This is a genomic window from Gammaproteobacteria bacterium, from assembly GCA_029884425.1.
Classification (GTDB): domain Bacteria; phylum Pseudomonadota; class Gammaproteobacteria; order S012-40; family S012-40; genus JAOUHV01.
In genome coordinates this window covers 81,855-100,283 of the sequence record JAOUHV010000001.1, presented here as the reverse complement: position 1 = coordinate 100,283, position 18,429 = coordinate 81,855, and the positions used below count along the sequence as shown (strand labels likewise).

At 52.8% G+C, this 18,429-nt stretch carries 15 protein-coding genes; 5 read left to right on the top strand and 10 right to left on the bottom strand.

What is annotated here, in order from left to right; all coding sequences use genetic code 11:
• Nucleotides 1–127: 127 nt before the first annotated feature.
• Together OEW58_00540 and OEW58_00535 are read right to left on the bottom strand one after the other, a co-directional pair.
• Nucleotides 128–1,522, bottom strand: a complete 1,395-nt coding sequence (locus tag OEW58_00540; GenBank protein MDH5299836.1) for a DegQ family serine endoprotease — start codon at nt 1,520–1,522, stop codon at nt 128–130.
• A gap of 241 nt (nt 1,523–1,763) precedes the next feature.
• Nucleotides 1,764–2,207, bottom strand: coding sequence for an Hsp20/alpha crystallin family protein (locus OEW58_00535; protein MDH5299835.1), 444 nt, complete (start codon nt 2,205–2,207; stop codon nt 1,764–1,766).
• Nucleotides 2,208–2,588: 381 nt separating this feature from the next.
• On the opposite strand from OEW58_00535, the gene OEW58_00530 reads away from it, so the two are divergent.
• Complete coding sequence (locus OEW58_00530; GenBank protein ID MDH5299834.1) at nt 2,589–4,760, top strand: adenosylcobalamin-dependent ribonucleoside-diphosphate reductase; 2,172 nt, start codon at nt 2,589–2,591, stop codon at nt 4,758–4,760.
• A 69-nt stretch (nt 4,761–4,829) separates the two neighbouring features.
• Nucleotides 4,830–5,519, top strand: coding sequence for an NrdJb (locus tag OEW58_00525; GenBank protein MDH5299833.1), 690 nt, complete (start codon nt 4,830–4,832; stop codon nt 5,517–5,519).
• 213 nt (nt 5,520–5,732) lie between these two features.
• Here the strand turns inward: OEW58_00525 and OEW58_00520 are convergent, their stop codons facing one another.
• From OEW58_00520 to OEW58_00510, 3 genes are all read right to left on the bottom strand, one after another.
• Nucleotides 5,733–8,015 (bottom strand): PAS domain-containing protein, encoded by a 2,283-nt coding sequence (locus OEW58_00520; GenBank protein ID MDH5299832.1) that lies wholly within the window; start codon nt 8,013–8,015, stop codon nt 5,733–5,735.
• A gap of 177 nt (nt 8,016–8,192) precedes the next feature.
• Nucleotides 8,193–9,389 carry an alanine--glyoxylate aminotransferase family protein gene (locus OEW58_00515; GenBank protein ID MDH5299831.1) on the bottom strand — a complete coding sequence of 399 codons (1,197 nt, stop codon included), beginning with the start codon at nt 9,387–9,389 and terminating at the stop codon, nt 8,193–8,195.
• Between the two features lie 269 nt (nt 9,390–9,658).
• On the bottom strand, nt 9,659–10,441 hold the full coding sequence (locus OEW58_00510) for a hypothetical protein (GenBank protein ID MDH5299830.1): 783 nt from the start codon (nt 10,439–10,441) through the stop codon (nt 9,659–9,661).
• A 452-nt stretch (nt 10,442–10,893) separates the two neighbouring features.
• Here OEW58_00510 and OEW58_00505 point away from each other — a divergent pair, with 452 nt between their 5' ends.
• Nucleotides 10,894–12,204 (top strand): diguanylate cyclase, encoded by a 1,311-nt coding sequence (locus tag OEW58_00505; protein MDH5299829.1) that lies wholly within the window; start codon nt 10,894–10,896, stop codon nt 12,202–12,204.
• On the opposite strand, the gene OEW58_00500 is transcribed toward OEW58_00505, so the two are convergent.
• Both OEW58_00500 and OEW58_00495 read right to left on the bottom strand, forming a co-directional pair.
• On the bottom strand, nt 12,201–12,500 hold the full coding sequence (locus OEW58_00500; GenBank protein MDH5299828.1) for a DUF2007 domain-containing protein: 300 nt from the start codon (nt 12,498–12,500) through the stop codon (nt 12,201–12,203). The two genes, OEW58_00505 and OEW58_00500, sit on opposite strands and share 4 nt — an antisense overlap.
• Before the next feature lie 6 nt (nt 12,501–12,506).
• On the bottom strand, nt 12,507–13,454 hold the full coding sequence (locus tag OEW58_00495) for a TraB/GumN family protein (GenBank protein ID MDH5299827.1): 948 nt from the start codon (nt 13,452–13,454) through the stop codon (nt 12,507–12,509).
• A gap of 58 nt (nt 13,455–13,512) precedes the next feature.
• Between OEW58_00495 and OEW58_00490 the strand changes: the two genes are divergently transcribed.
• Entirely contained in the window at nt 13,513–14,775 is a 1,263-nt protein-coding gene (locus OEW58_00490; protein MDH5299826.1) for a hypothetical protein, read from the top strand.
• Nucleotides 14,776–14,798: 23 nt separating this feature from the next.
• Nucleotides 14,799–15,131: a YqcC family protein gene (locus tag OEW58_00485; protein ID MDH5299825.1), complete on the top strand. Its 333-nt coding sequence runs from the start codon at nt 14,799–14,801 to the stop codon at nt 15,129–15,131.
• A 45-nt stretch (nt 15,132–15,176) separates the two neighbouring features.
• Here the strand turns inward: OEW58_00485 and phoU are convergent, their stop codons facing one another.
• Genes phoU through pstA form a run of 3 tightly spaced genes read right to left on the bottom strand, consistent with a single transcriptional unit; the run spans nt 15,177 to nt 18,426 of the window.
• Entirely contained in the window at nt 15,177–15,896 is a 720-nt protein-coding gene (phoU, locus tag OEW58_00480; GenBank protein MDH5299824.1) for a phosphate signaling complex protein PhoU, read from the bottom strand.
• A gap of 15 nt (nt 15,897–15,911) precedes the next feature.
• Complete coding sequence (gene pstB / locus OEW58_00475; protein MDH5299823.1) at nt 15,912–16,742, bottom strand: phosphate ABC transporter ATP-binding protein PstB; 831 nt, start codon at nt 16,740–16,742, stop codon at nt 15,912–15,914.
• Between the two features lie 16 nt (nt 16,743–16,758).
• The gene (pstA, locus tag OEW58_00470; protein MDH5299822.1) at nt 16,759–18,426 is read right to left on the bottom strand and encodes a phosphate ABC transporter permease PstA; all 1,668 of its coding nucleotides are present in this window, start codon (nt 18,424–18,426) and stop codon (nt 16,759–16,761) included.
• Nucleotides 18,427–18,429 lie beyond the last annotated feature (3 nt).

Here is an 18,429-nt window from a genome sequence, read left to right as displayed (position 1 = left end):
ATAGGCACACAGCGCGAGGTCTCCCCCGCGCTGACAAAATCGGCTCGTTACTTTACAACTGTAATCAGTGATCTAGGCAAACGCCAATTAAGCCTATTAACGGCCATATAAAAGAATACTTATATTCTTATTTCTGTTTTTTTATCAAGAGAATCAAAGTCTCGTCATCCCGGCGAATTTTGAAAAACTGCCCTCGGCTACTACCCAGCGCAACCGCCTCTCCGAGTTCGCGGGCGCTTTCCACACTCACCCGGTTGACCTCCAAAATCACGTCCTCGTCACGAAAACCGGCAAACCACGCAGCGCTGTTTGGTTCAACCTTGGACAGCCGGATGCCCTGACTCTGACCAATGTCATCCTGTGCTTCGACCACCGCCAGCGTCGCACCCACCAGGAAAGGTCCAATTTTGCTGCCATCGAAACTCACTTCCTGGGTGGGCGCAACCACTGCAGTTTTGGTCATACGCTTGCCGTCACGCACCACCTGCACCTGGACTTTTTGGCCGGCGCGCAGCAGACCAATCAGGTTGCGCAAGTCGCTGGTGTTGTTCACTTCGCGACCATTGATGCTGACGATCACATCACCGGCCTTCAGCCCGACTTCATCGGCTGCCGAGCCCGGCACGACGCGGGAAATCACCGCGCCCTGAATTTGTGCCATGCCGAATGCTTCGGCCAGTGCCGGCGTCATGTCCTGGGTCGATACACCCAATCGACCGCGCTTGACCACGCCGTATTCGACCAGTTGCGCCATGATGTCTCGCGCCATGTTGATAGGAATGGCAAAACCAATTCCCACATTGCCCGGGCCATTGGGCGAATACAACGCGCTGTTAATGCCGACCAGTTCGCCGCGAAGATTGACCAACGCGCCTCCAGAGTTACCGGGATTAATCGACGCGTCGGTCTGGATGTAGTCCTCAAAACCCTGCATTCCCGAGGTGCGCCGCCCCAAGGCACTGACGATACCCGACGTTACCGTCTGCCCCAGCCCGAATGGATTACCGATGGCCACCACAAAATCGCCCACACGCAAATCATCCGAATCACCCAACTTCGCCTGGGTCAATTGGTCGGGTTTCACCTGAATAATCGCCACATCCGTCGCCGGATCCGCACCCAGTAACTTGGCCTCCAGCGTGCGACCATCACGCAAATTCACCCGAATTTTTTTGGCTTTTTGGATCACGTGATTGTTGGTCATCACATAACCCTTGGCCGCATCCACCACCACACCCGAGCCCAGCGTGTGCGTCTTACGCTCGCGCTGCGTCATCGGCACATCAAAAAATCGACGGAAACGCGGATCGTTCATCAACGGATTCAACGGTGTATCCACCATTTCCACGCCCTCGGTGGAAATATTCACCACCGACGGTGTCACCCGATCCAGCATCGGTGCCAGTGTCGGCGTGCCATGCGTATCGACATCGGTAACGCCTGTCACCGGAATGCCGGCGCGGGCTGACATCGCAGCGACCAGAGAAAGGGACAAAAACAAAAGAGAAGTCGAACGTTTCAAACCGGTAATACCTCAATGCATCTGAATTTGGCCAATGTTTGTCTGCACAGAAAATTGGGATCGCGATACCCTAATCCAACTCGAACATGCAGCATAGCCGCATTTGTTTCGATGTTAAACACGCTCGGATTGATGCGCTTGGTATAAAAAGAAGGGGAGGGGGAAACCAACCGGTGATAAAAACGCCAGGGAGGGGGGGAGGGACGAATCCATCCACCGGCGGTTTCCCAAACTTGTTACCTTAACCCTCGACCGCTATTTTGCGGCTGCGGGACTTTTGCGTCTTGGGAATAATCACTTCCAACACGCCTTGGTTGCACTTGGCTGACACGCCATCGCTGTCCACCGAATCTGGCAAACTAAAGCGGCGGAAGAAACTGCCTGACACCCGCTCAACACGTTTGTAGCCATTTTCGGCCTCGCGACGTTCGTGCTTGCGCTCACCGCTGATGGTCAGCACGCCACCTTCCATTTGCACGTGGATATCTTTGGGATTCACGCCGGGAACATCAACGTGCAGCATGTATTTATCCTGCTCCTCTTTGATGTCTACCGCCGGAACCCAATCGCTGGACGCCAACTCGGTGCGCGCCGCCGGCTCCATGCGATTGTCGAATAACCGATCAATTTCGTTCTGTAGTTGCCCCAAAACACCCCAGGGTTCATAACGACGTATACCTGCCATAAATCACCTCTTTTGTGGTTTGATCAAAATCGCCTAGGAGTGAGATAGGGCTAGCGATTTGCCTTTTCAAGGGCTGCTATTGACTAAATTTCATCCACCGCCACACACAACATGTTGTGTTTTCGCACATTCTTGTACATGCCTGGCCGATTGCAGCTAAAACAGTATTTTTTTGTCTGGCCAAACCTAATACATTGAATAACTTGGAATTACTTTGCGGATTAAAATAATTTTAATCCATGAATTGACAGTCGAAGCGGTTAGCTATACTCTTTCATGCACACAACATCTTGTGTTTTTAATAAAAAATAAAAAACCGCTCCCACATCAGCGCTCCCAACTTGCTGATATCACTGATTGTTAAATTATAAGGACTACCAGATGAGCAATTCTGCCAATGCACGAGGGACCCATTTGAAGGCTATCCCCAGCTCTGTCGGCGAAATCAAATACCAGTCCGCATCACTGGACATCTGGGAAAAGAAGTACCGCCTGACCGACAAACAAGGCAATCCCGTCGACAAATCCATCGATGAGACCTATATCCGTGTTGCCAAGGCACTGGCCGACGTTGAAACCACGCCTGCCAAAAAGAAAGAGTGGGAAGAAAAATTCCTGTGGGCGCTGCGCAAGGGCGTTATCCCTGCTGGCCGCATCATGTCCAACGCTGGCGCACTGGCGTACAAACCAGCCACCTCCACCATTAACTGCACCGTGTCAGGCATTGTGGAAGACTCCATGGACAACATCCTGGAAAAGGTTCACGAAGCTGGCCTGACGCTGAAAGCCGGCTGCGGTATCGGTTATGAATTCTCCACTCTGCGCCCCAAAGGTGCCTACGTATCCGGCGCCGGCGCTTACACCTCCGGCCCGCTGTCGTTCATGGATATTTACGACAAGATGTGTTTTACCGTTTCCTCTGCCGGCGGTCGTCGCGGCGCGCAAATGGCCACCTTCGATGTTGGCCACCCGGACGTGATGGAATTCATCCGCGCCAAGCGTGAAGATGGTCGTCTGCGTCAGTTCAATTTGTCGCTGCTGATCACTCAGGATTTCATGGAAGCCGTTAAAAACGACGCCGACTGGCGCCTGAGCTTCCCCATGAGTCAGTCCGAACTGGAAACCGAAAAGCTGGATCTGAAAAACCCCGAGCAAGTGGTTTGGCGTGACTGGCCCGTGGCCAAAAATTACGTCACCAACAAGGATGGCCAGGTAGCCTGCAAGGTCTATCGCACCATCAAGGCCCGCCGCCTGTGGGACATGATCATGGCTTCCACTTACGATTTCGCTGAACCTGGTTTCATCCTGATCGACAAGGTCAACGAGATGAACAACAACTGGTTCTGCGAAAACATCCGCGCCACCAATCCTTGTGGTGAGCAGCCACTGCCGCCGTATGGTTCGTGCCTGCTGGGTTCGATCAATCTGACCCGTTTTGTGAACAAGCCGTTTACCGCCGAAGCCAGCTTTGACTGGGCCGAGTTCCGCAAGACCGTCAATATCTTCACCCGCATGCTGGACAACGTGGTGGAAATCAACGGCCTGCCACTGGAACAACAACGCCACGAGATCATGAGCAAGCGTCGTCACGGCATGGGCTACCTGGGTCTGGGCTCCACCCTGACCATGATGGGCATGCAATACGGCGACGCCAAATCCGTTGCCTTCACCGAAGAAGTCACCAAAGAAATGGCAGTGGAAGGCTGGCGCGCAGCGCTGGACCTGTCCAAAGAAAAAGGCGCGGCACCGATCATGGATCAGGACTTTGCCGTTACTGCCGAAATGCTGCGCCACCGTCCACAAATGAAAAAAGACGGCATCAAGGTTGGCGACACGCTCAAAGGCCGCGTACTGCACGCCAAGTACAGCCATTACATGCAGCGCATTGCCGAAGTTGAGCCTGAACTGGTCAACGAACTGGCCGAAGTGGGCGCACGCTTCACTCACCATAGCTCCATCGCACCGACCGGCACGATTTCGTTGTCACTGGCCAACAACGCCAGCAACGGTATCGAGCCATCGTTTGCACATCATTACTTCCGTAACGTGATCCGCGAAGGCAAGAAGAGCAAAGAGAAAGTCGACGTCTTCTCGTTCGAGCTGTTGGCCTACCGTGAAATGGTCAACAACAAGGCCGAGCCGTTCAGCCAGGAAGCCGACAAGGCACTGCCTGAGTATTTCATCACTGCTGACGACATCACGCCCAAGGCGCACGTCGACATTCAGGCTGCAGCACAGAAATGGATCGATTCCTCCATTTCCAAAACTGCGAACGTACCGACGGATTACGATTACGAAGATTTCAAGGACATCTACCTCTACGCCTACGAGCAGGGCCTGAAGGGCTGCACCACCTTCCGCTTCAACCCAGAAGCATTCCAGGGCGTACTGGTGAAAGAGAAAGACCTGAAAAACACCGTGTACCGCTTTACCTTGGAAGACGGTAGCGTCGTTGAGTGCAAAGGTGACGAAGAGATTGTTTACGACGGTGAAACCCATACCGCCGCCAACCTCTACGATGCACTCAAAGAAGGCTACTACGGCAAATTCTAACGGTTATAACGATTACAGCCTGGAAGCGCCCTTCGGGGCGCAACCTTTAAAAGATTCTGGAGCTACACCATGAGCGTCACCATCGCCAAAAAAATCACCGGTTTTGCGGTTGTTAAAAACGAAGAACAAAAAGCACCCGCGGCTGTCGTTCCAGCCGAGCCTGAACGCGAATTGATGAATGAAAATGTTGCCCGCCCCGAGATGCTGGTCGGCGCAACCTACAAACTGAAAACCCCACTGTCCGAGCACGCGATTTACGTCACCATTAACGACATCGTGCTCAATCCTGGTTCCGAGCATGAAGAGCGTCGCCCGTACGAGATCTTCATCAACTCCAAAAACATGGATCACTTCCAGTGGATCGTTGCCTTGACGCGAATCGTCTCTGCTGTTTTCCGCAAAGGTGGCGACGTGACTTTCCTGGTGGAAGAACTGAAAGCAGTATTTGATCCACGCGGTGGTTATTTCAAAAAAGGCGGCAAATACATGCCTTCGCTGGTGGCCGAACTGGGCGACGCCATTGAAAACCACCTGAAGTTTATCGGCATGCTCCCCAGCGACAACCTGGATGAGCATCAGAAAAATTTCATCGCCAAAAAACGCGCTGAATTAAGTTCTGGCCCCGCCAAGGAAAGCGCCGACAGCAAGAATGATTTCCCCGCCAATGCCCAGCTCTGCATGAAGTGCAACACCAAAGCCATGATCAAAATGGATGGTTGCATGACCTGTCTGAACTGCGGCGATTCCAAGTGCGGCTAACACAGAACAAGGAGGTCGTCAGAATAGTTATTTTTCTTTGAGAGCCAGGAAGCACGGAGCTGACAACGCTATCGAAGAAAAAGGACATTCTGCCGACCTCCGCAAGAGCACCACCCTCTCGCCCTCCCAAAGGGCTGGGCATACGGACGATGCCCATGCACACCACCCGGGGTCAATCCGATCAGCAGTGCCCCGGGTGGGTTAGTGCAAAATCTACGGATTTCCCTGCCGCAGCATCACCGTAATTGTTGTACCGTTTTGTTCTGACGTTTCCATCGCAATCCTGCCGCCCTGCGTTTCGGTCAATAGCTTTGCTGAATACGCGCCCAATCCTGTACCTGCAGTTTTGCCAAACGTGGCGTATTTCGTAAAAAATCGCTCACGAACTGGTTCAGGTACTGCGCCTGGATTGTGCACCGCAATACGACACCAGTCATCCGCTGCCGTTGTCGCGCTGACTGTAATGGTTGATCCTGACGGCGCGGCTTCAATTGCATTTTTAATCAGATTTGAAAATAGCGTGTGGCACAACAACGTCTCACCAACCACGATGCATTCCTGCGCATCATTAGGCCACGTTAACCTGATTTCTTTAAGTTGTATCAGCGTCGCTAAGTCATTACTGATGTTGGCAAATACCTGATTTAAATCAACCTCGGTTGGGCGTAACACGTATTTGCCCACTTCCATTTTGTAAATATCCAGCGAGGTGTTGATCATTTCCAGCATGCGATAACCCGCATTCTGCACCATTTTCAGCATATTCACCTGTTCGTCATCCAGATTGCCTTCGTGTATCAACAACGATGGCACGCCAATAATGGCGTTTAGTGGATTTTTCAAATCGTGGCGGGTAATACGATCCACATCTTCGCGCAACTGTGCGGTGTACACTAGTTCTGCATTTTGTGCTTCCAGACGCTTATGTGCCTCCGCCAAGGCCAGCTGCGCCTGCTTGCGTTCGGTAATGTCCTGATACACGCCCAGCGTACCGATGACCTCATCCTCACTGTTGGTGATAGGGATCTTGCTGGTTTCCAACCAGATCATTTTGCCCGCTAGCGTGGTTTGCGGTTCTTCGTACATCATCAATGCTTGCCGTGATTCGCGCACTGCCTGATCATCGCGACGATACAGCTCCGCCTGTGCAAACCAGGGCATGTCAAAATCGGTCTTGCCGATCACCTCTTGCGCCAGCTCAAAGCCTGCGTCTCGCGCGAACAGCGCATTACAGCCCAAATAGACTCCTTGTGGCGACTTCCAGAACACGCGGGCCGGAATGGTGTCCATGACGTACCACAGCATTTTTTCCGACTGGCGCAATTCTTCCGTACGTTCTTCAACTTTTATTTCCAAACCTGCACGCGCTTCTTCCAGCGCCTGTTGCCGCTCGATGAGTTTACCCAGCAGCTTGTTCAAACTCGTCGACAGTTTTTCAACCTCGGTGTAACGTGCCGAACTGGGCAGCCCTGCCGTCTGCTCACTATCCATCGCATCATCCGCCGCACGGGTAATATTCACCAACGGCAACGCCAACCACTTGGCCAGCCACAACGCTAGCCCCATGAATATCACGCCAAGCAACAACCCAACCCTTAGCAGGTTATTCTGCAGATTTTTTACCGGTGCAAATGCCACTTCCACCGGTTGCCGCACCAAGACTTTCCAATCCAGACCCTGAAATTTTTCGTAGCCCCTGGTCATGGTGTACGCCGTCAAATAACGCTGCTGATTTGGCCAAGTCACAACAGCAAAACCACGCTGCCCCCGCTGTATCTCTGCCAGCAATGGCATCTCCAACGGTTTGAGCATCATCTCTCTGGAGCCCGAAACGACGACGTTTTCCTTGGTCAGTACCAAAATTTCCACCTGGCGTTGCGTGGTAACGTTACTCAGGCCGGCAATGGCGTTGTGCGCCAGGCGCCAATCAATATGCGCGCCCAAAACTGCTATCTTTTCTCCACTCGCGTTAAATACCGGCGCCGACACATCTACCAGCCGCAATGGCAGGTCGCCCTGACGCCCTGTCAGGTAGGGTTCAAGCAAAACCGCAGCGTGTAAATCGCCGGCAAACAAACCATTGAGTCCGCTTTTAAACCATGTTCGCGCTGACACATTTTTGCCTTCCAGCAGGCCATCACTACCGACAAGAATATTGCCTTGCAAATCAACCAGGCCTAACCAGGCATAGTGGTTAATGCTGCGCTTCAGGCGATCCAGATAGTCGCGTTTCTGTTGGGCGCTATAACGATTTTCGGTCAGGACACCGTCTTTCGCTGCCAGCTCAATGTCCACCATGCGCTCGTGCATTTCACGATCCAGCATCCGGGTGATTTCATCAGCCAGGGATTCCAGCTCCGCCCCGGTTGCCTGGGTCAATTGCTTGGCCGACTCCTCCGCCGACCGGTGAACAATGGTAACAATCACCGTCGTTGTAACCAGTGCAAAAAACAGCAACAGGTAAATCTGGATTTTTTGAGTCCGGAAAAATGACATGCGGGCCTGTTCTTTCTAATGAATATATTTATGCGGCAGATCACATATGGCTGTTAGCGTCCTGGCTAAGGAAGGTTTTAGTGCAATAAAACAGCAAACACCGCGCAATTTTGCGATTACAACAAACAAAAAGGGGAGCTATGCTCCCCTTGCTTTTCATTGTATTTTATATGGAAATTACGACTCGTTTTCCAAATGACTTTCCAGCGTCGCCATGGCTGCGGGCAAATCCACTTTGGCGCCCAGGCGATTCATACTGGAGCCAAACGCGTGAATGGTGCGGAACAGATTATGTGCGCGGCACTGCTCACCCATCTGGCCGATACGGACGATGGGCGGACCAAACGAACCGGCAATCTCCACACGGTAGCGTTCGGACATGGTTTTTAGCAGAATTTTGCGATCCATCTGCGGTGGCGTCAGTATACCCACCACCGAGTTCAAACGCGATTCAGGCTGGACGTAAAGTTCCACGCCCAACGCTTCCAGCGACGCCTGCAGCGCAATAGAGCATTTCAGGTGACGCTCGTAGCGCACGCTCAGTGTTTCGTTGCACACCAAGCGCAATGCCTCGTGCATGGCCAAAATACCCGAGACTGGCGCGGTGTAGTGATATGACTTTTTGTACCAGAACTGATCTGCCAGACGCGCGTCCAGACACCAATGACGCAGGCGATCGCTGCGAGACTCGATGAAGGCCCAGGCCTTGTCAGAAAACGCGACCAATGACACGCCCGGAATTGACGACAAACCTTTTTGGCCGCCAGTGATGACTGCATCCACGCCCCAGTCATCCATGTCCAGCGGCATGGTGCTCAGGGTGCATACTGCGTCCACCACCAGCAGACAGTCGTACTGACGCGCCAGCTTGCCGATTTCGGGCAAATAGCGGTTGTACACCGTGTTGGAGGTTTCTCCCTGCACCATGGTGATGACGCGCGGATTGTGCTGTTTGATGTACTTTTCGACCTCGTCCGGCATGGCGCATTCGCCGTCGGCCACCTGCATCCGCAGCACCTTGGCTTCGGAACGTTCAGCCATTTCTGCCAGACGTCCGCTGAAAAAGCCGTTGCAGATACTCAGGACGTTATCCCCTGGGCGAATCAAGTTGACGACCGCCATTTCCATCGCCGCCGAACCCGGTCCGGCAACCCCGAGGATGTGGCGCGATTCGGTCTGGAACACATAGCAGGACATGTTTTTCACCTGCTCAATGACCTGCGCCATGGTGTCGCCCAAGTGGTTGATCACGATCGAATTGGCGTGCGCCACGCGCTCGGGGATGGGAACAGGTCCTGCGCCCATCATTAGCAGCGGCTCATCGGGTAGGATGTTATCCAGGGGGACAATACCCTTGGGTACTTGAACTGTCACAAACTCTCCTCGTCGCGCAGGTGGCGAACTTACTTGGCTGGCACAGCAAAATCCAACTCGAGCACAATACATGCCCGGCCCGGCAATTATACATTCAACCAGCCGCTTCCCGTAAGGTGTTGGTCCCACTGGGTTTACGCTTCAGCTCAACCGGCTAAAGATCATGCCCTAGCTTGTCGCTAAGTTTTTGCCCCTCAAGGCATGAGCAACAAAAAAAGCCCGGTCAGGACGATCGGGCTTTTTCCTTTCAGCGCACAGAGCCATTCCCGCTACAGCACTGGATAGAATTTGTGCGCCATCAATGTCTGGCGCCATTCCGCGCTCTTGGCATAGCGGCTGATTGCCTTGATCAGCGCTGTATCCGCGTGTTTTTTGTCATACACCAGCCCGACATCCACCCCGGCGGTAAATCCGTACATTTCCACCAGATGCTTGGGCGAAAAGTCCTCGCGGCTACCAAAACCAACCGCGTAGTTTCCGTCTTCGCTTTCGATAAATTCCCGCATCGCCTGACCACTGACCAGTACCTTGTCGAAATTTGCATCACTCATAAACGAGTGGTGTCTTTTGATTTCGCTGTAAATTTGTTCGTCGTCCTGCCTGCCCGCCAGCACAATGGCGTGATTGGCTCCGCCCAACTGGCTCCAGTTGTTAACCTTGCGGCGATACAAACGCGCCAAATCACCAATACTCAATTTTTTCACACCGGTTTTTCCACCCACGACGATCGCGATAGGTGCCTTGGCCAACAGAATTTCGGTTTTTTCCACCTTGCTACCTGCCCCACCCAGCGAATGATGGCGCACAGTGAACATTGTCTCTTGCGATTGCTCCGGCAGCGCCACAATGACATTAAACTGGTAGCCTTCGGCCTGATCCTGCTTGGCAAAATGCTCAAAGAACAACGTTACCAAGCGACTGGAACCGCTGGATGCATCAATCGTGATAACTTCGTCTGCCAATGCCGCTGTTGTCAGCCACATCAGCACCAATATTCGCAATAGAAACATAAAGAACATTCCGCCATGTCGCGTATCCCCGAGTTTGGTCATCGGCACCTGTCCCCCAAATTCAATATGTGAACTACGACAACTGCGTATAATGCGGATCGACATCACACATCTGCTCTACAGCCAAATAATTATGGCGAACCATTCTCAAAACACTCACTCTGATTGGCTTACCTTACTGCCGCTGTTTCTTGTTTTTTGCCGCCACGGAACCTGCGGCAACCACATAAAACCCGTTGTTCTCCCCCAATCCCGTGTCGCTGCCACAACCCCTAGGCTCGCACATGATTCATAAATGATTACAATATGTTAGATTTAATAACCTGACATTATCAGGAGGGAATCATCCCTGCCAAAATAAAGGGTCAAGGAGCACAAGGCTGTTCCGATAAACAAAGGCGTACTAATTTTGTAATTACGCGTTACAATGAAGCCCATTTTTGGCTCGGTAGCGTCATTTTAACTTCATGTTTCTCCTGAGACTTGCATAAGACATGGGCTGGTTTTTGGATCAAAAAGCGTCTTTGCGCTCGCGAATGCTGTTTGCCATCGGTGTCATGCTGCTGCCGCTGTGCGTGCTGGCGTTGATCACGTTTATCGCCGTGCGCGGCGCTGTTTCCACCCTGGAAAAGGCCGTCTATGATCCGGTCGAAAAACAGATATTTGTGACCGACATACAAAAACTGTTTTATCAGATCAAGATCCCCATTCAGCAATTTGGCAACCGCTCGGAAGAGGGCGACCACACCCAGTTCGACAGCCTGGCAGTACAGCTAGGGCTGGGGTTTGATAACGGCTTTGCCAATATCGATCTTAGCAAGGAAGAATTCGACCTGCTCACCACCGCCAAACACGAATTCATCAATCTGCAAGCCATCGCCAATCAACTGTTCGTCCAATTCCACCTGCTCAACGCCGATCAACGCCAACGACTGGTACTGGATTTCAGTCGGGGAGTGGACCGTTGTTTGGCGATGATGGCGCGGATGGAAAATATCGCCCTCAACGAGATTCAGTCGCAACGACTCGCCGCCCAGGAAATAAAATGGAAGTCGGTGGTGTTGGTAATCATCATCCTGGGCTGTGGTTTGGTGTTTGCCATTTTGGGCGCGGTAGTGCTGTTCCGTTCAGTCATGGCGCCGATTCGCAATCTGGAACACACGGTAAACCGCTTTGGCCAGGGCGATCTCAGCTCACGAATCAACTACAACGCCAATGATGAACTTGGCCACTTGGCCTCGGCGTTCAATGCCATGGCTGAGCGTTTCCAGAAAATTCAGACCGAACTGGATTATCTATCGATTCACGACAGCCTGACCGGCCTGTTTGACCGTCCACAGTTCCACGACGTGGTGGGCATGGAAGTACATCGCGCCAAGCGTTACGACCGGCCATTTTCCGTATTGTTTTTCGACATCAACGAATTCCGCGCCGTCAATGAGAGCTACGGTCACTTGGTAGGGGATTCGGTGCTATGCTCGGTGGCAATGCAGATTTCTGGTGCCATACGACCAACCGATACCGCAGCGCGTTATGGTGGTGATGAATTCGCCGTAGTTCTGTCAGAAACCGATGCCCAGGGCGCACAGGAAACCGCTGCCCGTATTGCCAAAGCCATTGCCGATCATCCGCTCAATATCGGCGATGGCAAGAGCCTCACCATCCAGGTCAGCGTAGGCATTGCGACTTTCCCCATCGATGCCGACAACGACACCGGTCTGTTTGCCCAGGCCGAATACGCCCTGGAGCGCGCCAAGCGCCAAAGCCAGAAACAAGAATTACCCAAACTCTCGCGCGGCGACTAGCGTTCCGCACCACATCGCCAACACTGACTGAATTGACCAACATGTTCCTCACCACAGCGTAAACAGCGCCATGGTGGCCTGAACTCGTTTTGCAGCAGCATATGCAGTGCCGCCGTTGCGGCGTCTTCCTGATCGTCCTGCGCCACCCAGACGCTGGGATAAATATTGACCGGTAATTCGCCTGCCGCACCACTCAGAAGCGCCCCCTGCACCACCACTGCGAAACCAGCAGCCTGCAACTGATCCACCAGCAGTTGGGCTTCAAACATGTGAGCAGCGTCGTAAATTTTTTTCATGGATGATTACTTTACTGGTGTTAATTCAAACCCGGCCTTATGCAACAAGTTTAGTAAGCCCCGTTCACCTGTCAGGTGCAAAACTCCGACCGCAACAAATACATTTCCTTGCTTGAGCAAGGACTGCATACGATCAAACATCACTAGGTTACGCTGGTACAGCAACCGCTGGTTCACCTTTTCCGCCAGCGCCGCATCAGTAAATTGCATGTGATCATCGTTCAGCTTTTCCATGCCAACCAGATCCTGCGCTAAGTAGCGCTCGATAATCCCCTCTATCATTTGCTTCATCTTGCCATGCTGTGCCAGCGTATCCTCCAGCAACACCAACTGCTCTGCCATCGTCAGCTCGTCAAATACCGCAATCTGTTCCTGCATGGTTTCCAGTCCAATGAGTTTTTTCTGCTCACTTTGTGCCTTGGAATACAGCATTGCATCCAAAAACTGACCCGTTTTCATTTCCGGCATACTCAACACGGTAAACACTGCCCACGGCTTCATCATCGCCACGTGTTGCTCGCTCATTCCCCGCGCTTTTAACGCCGCCACGGACGCATGAAACAGTTTGTCGCCCGCCACCTGCCGCAGGTGGCGGCCATCGGTAAAAAACATTGCTCGCGACGCGTAGGCGCTGTTTTCGCTGCTCAGCAATACCTCGACCGCCAGCGTTGTCGTCGACGCCAGCAGCGGCAATACCCGCTGACCCACCGCAATAATTCGCGGGTCATCTGTGTGCACGGTACCCATTAAATACGACGGCTCCATACCGGGTTTACTGATTTGCCATAACACCCCGGATTTAAAGATATTGTCTCTATTTGCCGAAGTCTCTACAGTATCGGCATGGAGGGGAGCAACGCCTCCCAGCAGGGCAGCAATTAGAGCGACAGTTGATAATAACAATCGGTTCACTCGCTCTCTCCCGGGCCAACAAGCGGTTGGCTCATTAGACATGCTCGCTGGTTTGGACGACCATCGTGCGCAAATAAAATATGGGCACAAGGCCAGAATAATGAAACGGATTATTTCCGTCGCTTTCATACTTTTTTTCCTCTTGCTGGCGTTTCTTTTCAGCCTGCTGGACACTGACGCGACAGTGGACACTTCGCAAACACTGCGTTTTGACGACGTTGCCCACATTCGTCAAATTGCGCGTGACAACAACCCCAAAACACTCAAGCCTGGCGAAATTCGCAATATTCTCATCGACGAGCGCGATCTAAATCTGCTGCTCAATTACTCGGCCAAACGCTACGGTGATATACGCGTCCGCGCCACATTACAACCCAATCTGATCGAGCTTCATGGCAGTGTGGCGCTGCCATTTTCCTTGTATCTAAATTACCACGCCACCCTGGGCTTGCGTGATAACGCACCGTATTTTCTAACCTTAAAATTGGGTTACTGGCAACTGCCCACTTTCTCATTGCCGCTGGCCAGCCGCTTGCTGCACAACCAACTCGGTGTACACATTCTGAGCTACAAACATATCTGGCAGGCCGTGCAAGGTGTCGACATCCGTCACGGCGAAGTCAGTGTCCGTTATCGTTGGTCACCCAAGCTGCTGCAAGAAATCACCAAGCAAAGTAACTGGATACTGTTTGAAGAGGACGACTTGCAGCGCATCGCCGTTTATCAGCGGCAAATTGCCCAATGGTCACTGCAACGGCCTGGACGTTGGGGCTCGCTGCATCATCTGCTAAAAACCCTGTTCAAAACCGCGCAAAGCCGCAGTCTGGGCGGGGAAGATGCCGCAGCAGAAAACCGCGCACTGCTTTATTCGGTCGCATTGTACGTGGTCAACACCGAGATAGTGCAACTGCTGCCCGATGATCTGCGCCGCGAAATTCCCGCCAAACGAATTTCACTGCTGCTTGGCTCTCGCCAGGATCTAAGCCAGCACTTTGTAATTTCCGGGGCAGTTACCGTCTCCGCCGGTAGTGGTTTGGCTGACGCCGTTGGTGTGTTCAAAGAGGTGCATGACGCCCATGACGGCAGCGGTTTCAGCTTTGCCGATTTGCTCGCCGATCGGGCGGGGACTCGCTTTGCCACGCTGGCGACCGAATCCCGCCGCAGCGCACGCCGTGTTCAGGACTTTATGGTCAATTCGACCCGCGAAACCGAGTATATGCCCACCACGTCCGACCTGCCTGAGGGTATAATGGAACTCGAGTTTAAATCCCGCTACGAAGATCTGGACAGCCAGGCTTATCAGTTGGTCGAATCCGAAATCCAGCGCCGTATTTCCACCTGTAAAATATACGACAACAACTGACCATGGTTCCTCAAAATATTTTAATGGCGCTAGCCGAGCTGACCCTGATGCTCGAAAAAGAGCTGCGTGAACAACATCTGTGGCACAGCAAGCCGCCTGCAGCACCGGCCTTGGCCAGTCCCCAGCCTTTTTGCTTTGACACGCTGGAGTTTCCCCAGTGGCTGCAATGGGTCTATTTGCCCCAGCTCAAAACCCTGATAGAGCGGGGCGACTATCTGCCCAAAGAAAGTGATATTGCAGAATATGCCGAGCAGGCGCTGGAAACCACCCCTGACGCCGACAAGCTGGTGATGATTCTGCACGCCATCGACGAGGCGTTCCACGACAACGCCGCGCACTCGCCGCCGCTGCATTAAAAAAGGGCCCCTGGGGGCCCTTTTTCGTCGTCCGCGTTCAGCGTATCAAGCCCGGTTGCCCAGAACTTCAATTGCCATTTGCTCCGCGCTGGTATGGCGCACGTCTTTGCCCTTAACCAGATAGATAACGTATTCGCAAATGTTGGAGGCACGATCGCCCACGCGCTCCAATGATCGCGCAGCCCAAATGACTTCCAGCACCAGCGGAATGGTACGAGGATCTTCCATCATGAACGTCATCAACTGACGCAAAATCGCTTCGTATTCTTCATCCACTTTGCGATCTTCGCTCCATGCACGATAGGCGGCCTCGGCATCCATACGTGCAAATGCATCCAGTGCATCACGCAGCATCGCCTTAACGTGACGCCCCAAATGCTCAAGCGCGGTTTTTGGAATTTTGGTTCCGCCTTCTTCCGTCACTTTTAGCGCCATCCGCGCTACGCGACCAGCTTCATCGCCGATACGCTCCAGGTCGGTAATGGTCTTGATGACCGCAATTACCAAACGCAGGTCCGTCGCTGCCGGCTGGCGGCGCGCCAGGATTTGGGTACATTCTTCGTCAATGTCCACTTCCAGGGCATTGATGCGGTAGTCACTGTTGGCCACTTCACTCGCCAGAGCAGCATCGCTCGTGGTCAGCGCTGTAATCGCATTTTCCAACTGCTGCTCCACCAGTCCGCCCATCGCCATGACGCGAGTACGAATATCTTCCAGTTCTTCGTTAAACTGCTTGGAAATATGGTGTCCGATACGGTTATCCATCTTCAACTCCCTGCCTTAGCCGTAACGGCCGGTTATATAGTCTTCAGTTTGCTGCTTGGCCGGATTGGTAAACAGAGTATTGGTATCCGCCAATTCAATCAGGTCACCCATGTACATGAATGCGGTGTAATCTGAAACTCGCGCAGCCTGTTGCATGTTGTGGGTAACAATAACGATGGTGTAGCGATTCTTCAGCTCATAGATCAACTCTTCGATCTTCAGCGTCGAAATCGGGTCTAGGGCCGAAGCTGGTTCGTCCAGCAGCAGCACTTCTGGCTCAATCGCAATTGCGCGGGCAATCACCAAACGCTGCTGCTGACCACCCGACATGCCCATCGCACTTTCATGCAAACGATCTTTTACTTCGTCCCACAGCGCCGCGCCCTTGAGCGAACGTTCGACCACTTCGTCCAAACGACGACGGCTGTTAATTCCCTGCAAACGCAAACCATAGGCGACGTTTTCGTAAATACTCTTGGGGAAGGGGTTTGGCTTTTGGAACACCATACCCACCCGGCGGCGCAATTCGGCAACGTTCACCGATTTGTCGAAAATATTGCGGCCATCAATGTTCAATTCGCCTTCAACGCGCACGTTATCAACCAAATCATTCATTCGATTGAAGCAACGCAGCAGCGTGGACTTACCGCAACCGGACGGGCCGATAAACGCCGTCACCTTGTTGCGTGGGATATCCATGTTGATACCGTTCAGCGCCTGCTTTTCTCCGTAGTACAAACGCAGGTCGCGCACCTTGATGCAGATGTCTTCAGAAGCCAAACCTTTACCCTGTCCGGCACGGACACTGGTTTCCAGTTTCACTTGAGCATTATTACCTTCAGTCATCACTCTAACCTCAATCCTAGTTATCCAGTGCCTTGTAGCGCTCACGCAGACGATTACGAATGGCAATCGCGGCGATGTTCAGCACGATGATAACCAACACCAGCAACAGCGCAGTTGCGTACACTAACGGACGAGCCGCCTCAACGTTCGGGCTCTGGAAGCCCACATCGTAGATGTGGAAGCCCAAATGCATGATCTTGTAATCCAGATGCACGTAAGGGAAGTTGCCATCCATCGGCAGGGTCGGGGCCAGTTTCACCACACCTACCAACATCAGGGGCGCCACTTCACCCGCCGCACGAGCAATGGCAAGAATCAATCCGGTCATCATTGCCGGGCTGGCCATGGGGATAACCGTTTTCCACAAGGTTTCCCACTTGGTCGCACCCAGCGCCAGACTGCCTTCGCGAATATTACGTGGAATCCGCGATAAACCTTCCTCGGTCGCCACAATAACCACCGGCACGGTCAAAATCGCCAGCGTCAATGACGCCCACAACAAGCCCGGAGTACCAAAAGTCGGGGCGGGCAGGGCTTCCGGGAAAAACAGGGCATCAATGTTGCCACCCAGAAAGTACACAAAAAAGCCCAAACCAAACACGCCATAAACAATCGCCGGCACGCCCGCCAGATTGTTTACCGCGATACGTATTACCCGAGTCAAAAATCCTTGCTTGGCATATTCGCGCAAGTAAACCGCTGCCACTACACCAAACGGCGTCACAAAAATCGACATGATGATAACCATCATCACCGTACCGAAGATAGCTGGGAACACTCCACCCTCGGTATTGGCCTCACGCGGCTCGCCGCTAACAAAGGCCCAGACATTGGAAAAATATGTGATTAATTTTTGTACCGGGTTCATCGCATTGGGCATATGAACACGGACGATATTCTTCAGTGGAATTTCCACCACACGACCATCCGCCGTGGTCGCCGTCAGAGCATCCCGACTGATCGCAGCGTGTAAACCGTTCAACTGTTTTTGCAGCGAGCCGTATTCGGCATTGAGAGCCGCACGGTCTTCCACCAATTGCGCCTTGGCCTGATCATCCAACAGGCCATCCAATTCCAGGCCACGTTCCTTTAGTCGCAAACGCTCCAGACGGTAATTGACCGAACCAATTTCGGTTCTTTCCAGATCACGAATCTGCACTGCCAAATCGGCGGAACGCTGCAGCAATAATTCGAACTTGGGCCAGGCTGCTTCACCCTCGGCCACCACCACGCCGTCCTGCTTTACTTCCTTGAGATAACCGTAAAAGTTACCCCATTCACGACGCTCGGCAACAAACAGATTCTCCGGCGTGCTCCAACTTTCAATGTTGTGCTTCATCAACCAACGGAAATCCATGCCGTTGACGTCACGATTGCCGATCTTGAACAGGAAACGCGTCACCTTTTCCATATCTTGCGGAATATCCGTACCGGATTCACGCAAACGTTCGGCCAAGACGGCTTCCTTGCCATAAATCTCACCGGCAACAGTGATCGTCTGACCGCCAGCGTCCCGATACTGCACCTGCTGTACGTCCGCTGGCCAGAAAAATCCCAAGCCGCGAACTGCGATCAAACCTAGCAGACCCACCACCATGATAACGCTGACGGCAACCGCCGCACCGGTCAACCAAACCCAGGGAGCGCCACTTTTAAACCAGTTTTTAACGTTTTTATCTGCCATGCG

Coding starts and splice junctions, on each gene's coding strand:
- OEW58_00505 (MDH5299829.1), top strand. CDS start 10,894: ATGGGCTGGTTTTTGGATCAAAAAGCGTCTTTGCGCTCGCGAATGCTG.
- OEW58_00535 (MDH5299835.1), bottom strand. CDS start 2,207: ATGGCAGGTATACGTCGTTATGAACCCTGGGGTGTTTTGGGGCAACTA.
- pstB (MDH5299823.1), bottom strand. CDS start 16,742: ATGACTGAAGGTAATAATGCTCAAGTGAAACTGGAAACCAGTGTCCGT.
- OEW58_00510 (MDH5299830.1), bottom strand. CDS start 10,441: ATGACCAAACTCGGGGATACGCGACATGGCGGAATGTTCTTTATGTTT.
- OEW58_00530 (MDH5299834.1), top strand. CDS start 2,589: ATGAGCAATTCTGCCAATGCACGAGGGACCCATTTGAAGGCTATCCCC.
- OEW58_00525 (MDH5299833.1), top strand. CDS start 4,830: ATGAGCGTCACCATCGCCAAAAAAATCACCGGTTTTGCGGTTGTTAAA.
- OEW58_00500 (MDH5299828.1), bottom strand. CDS start 12,500: ATGAAAAAAATTTACGACGCTGCTCACATGTTTGAAGCCCAACTGCTG.
- OEW58_00485 (MDH5299825.1), top strand. CDS start 14,799: ATGGCGCTAGCCGAGCTGACCCTGATGCTCGAAAAAGAGCTGCGTGAA.
- OEW58_00495 (MDH5299827.1), bottom strand. CDS start 13,454: ATGTCTAATGAGCCAACCGCTTGTTGGCCCGGGAGAGAGCGAGTGAAC.
- phoU (MDH5299824.1), bottom strand. CDS start 15,896: ATGGATAACCGTATCGGACACCATATTTCCAAGCAGTTTAACGAAGAA.
- pstA (MDH5299822.1), bottom strand. CDS start 18,426: ATGGCAGATAAAAACGTTAAAAACTGGTTTAAAAGTGGCGCTCCCTGG.
- OEW58_00520 (MDH5299832.1), bottom strand. CDS start 8,015: ATGTCATTTTTCCGGACTCAAAAAATCCAGATTTACCTGTTGCTGTTT.
- OEW58_00490 (MDH5299826.1), top strand. CDS start 13,513: ATGAAACGGATTATTTCCGTCGCTTTCATACTTTTTTTCCTCTTGCTG.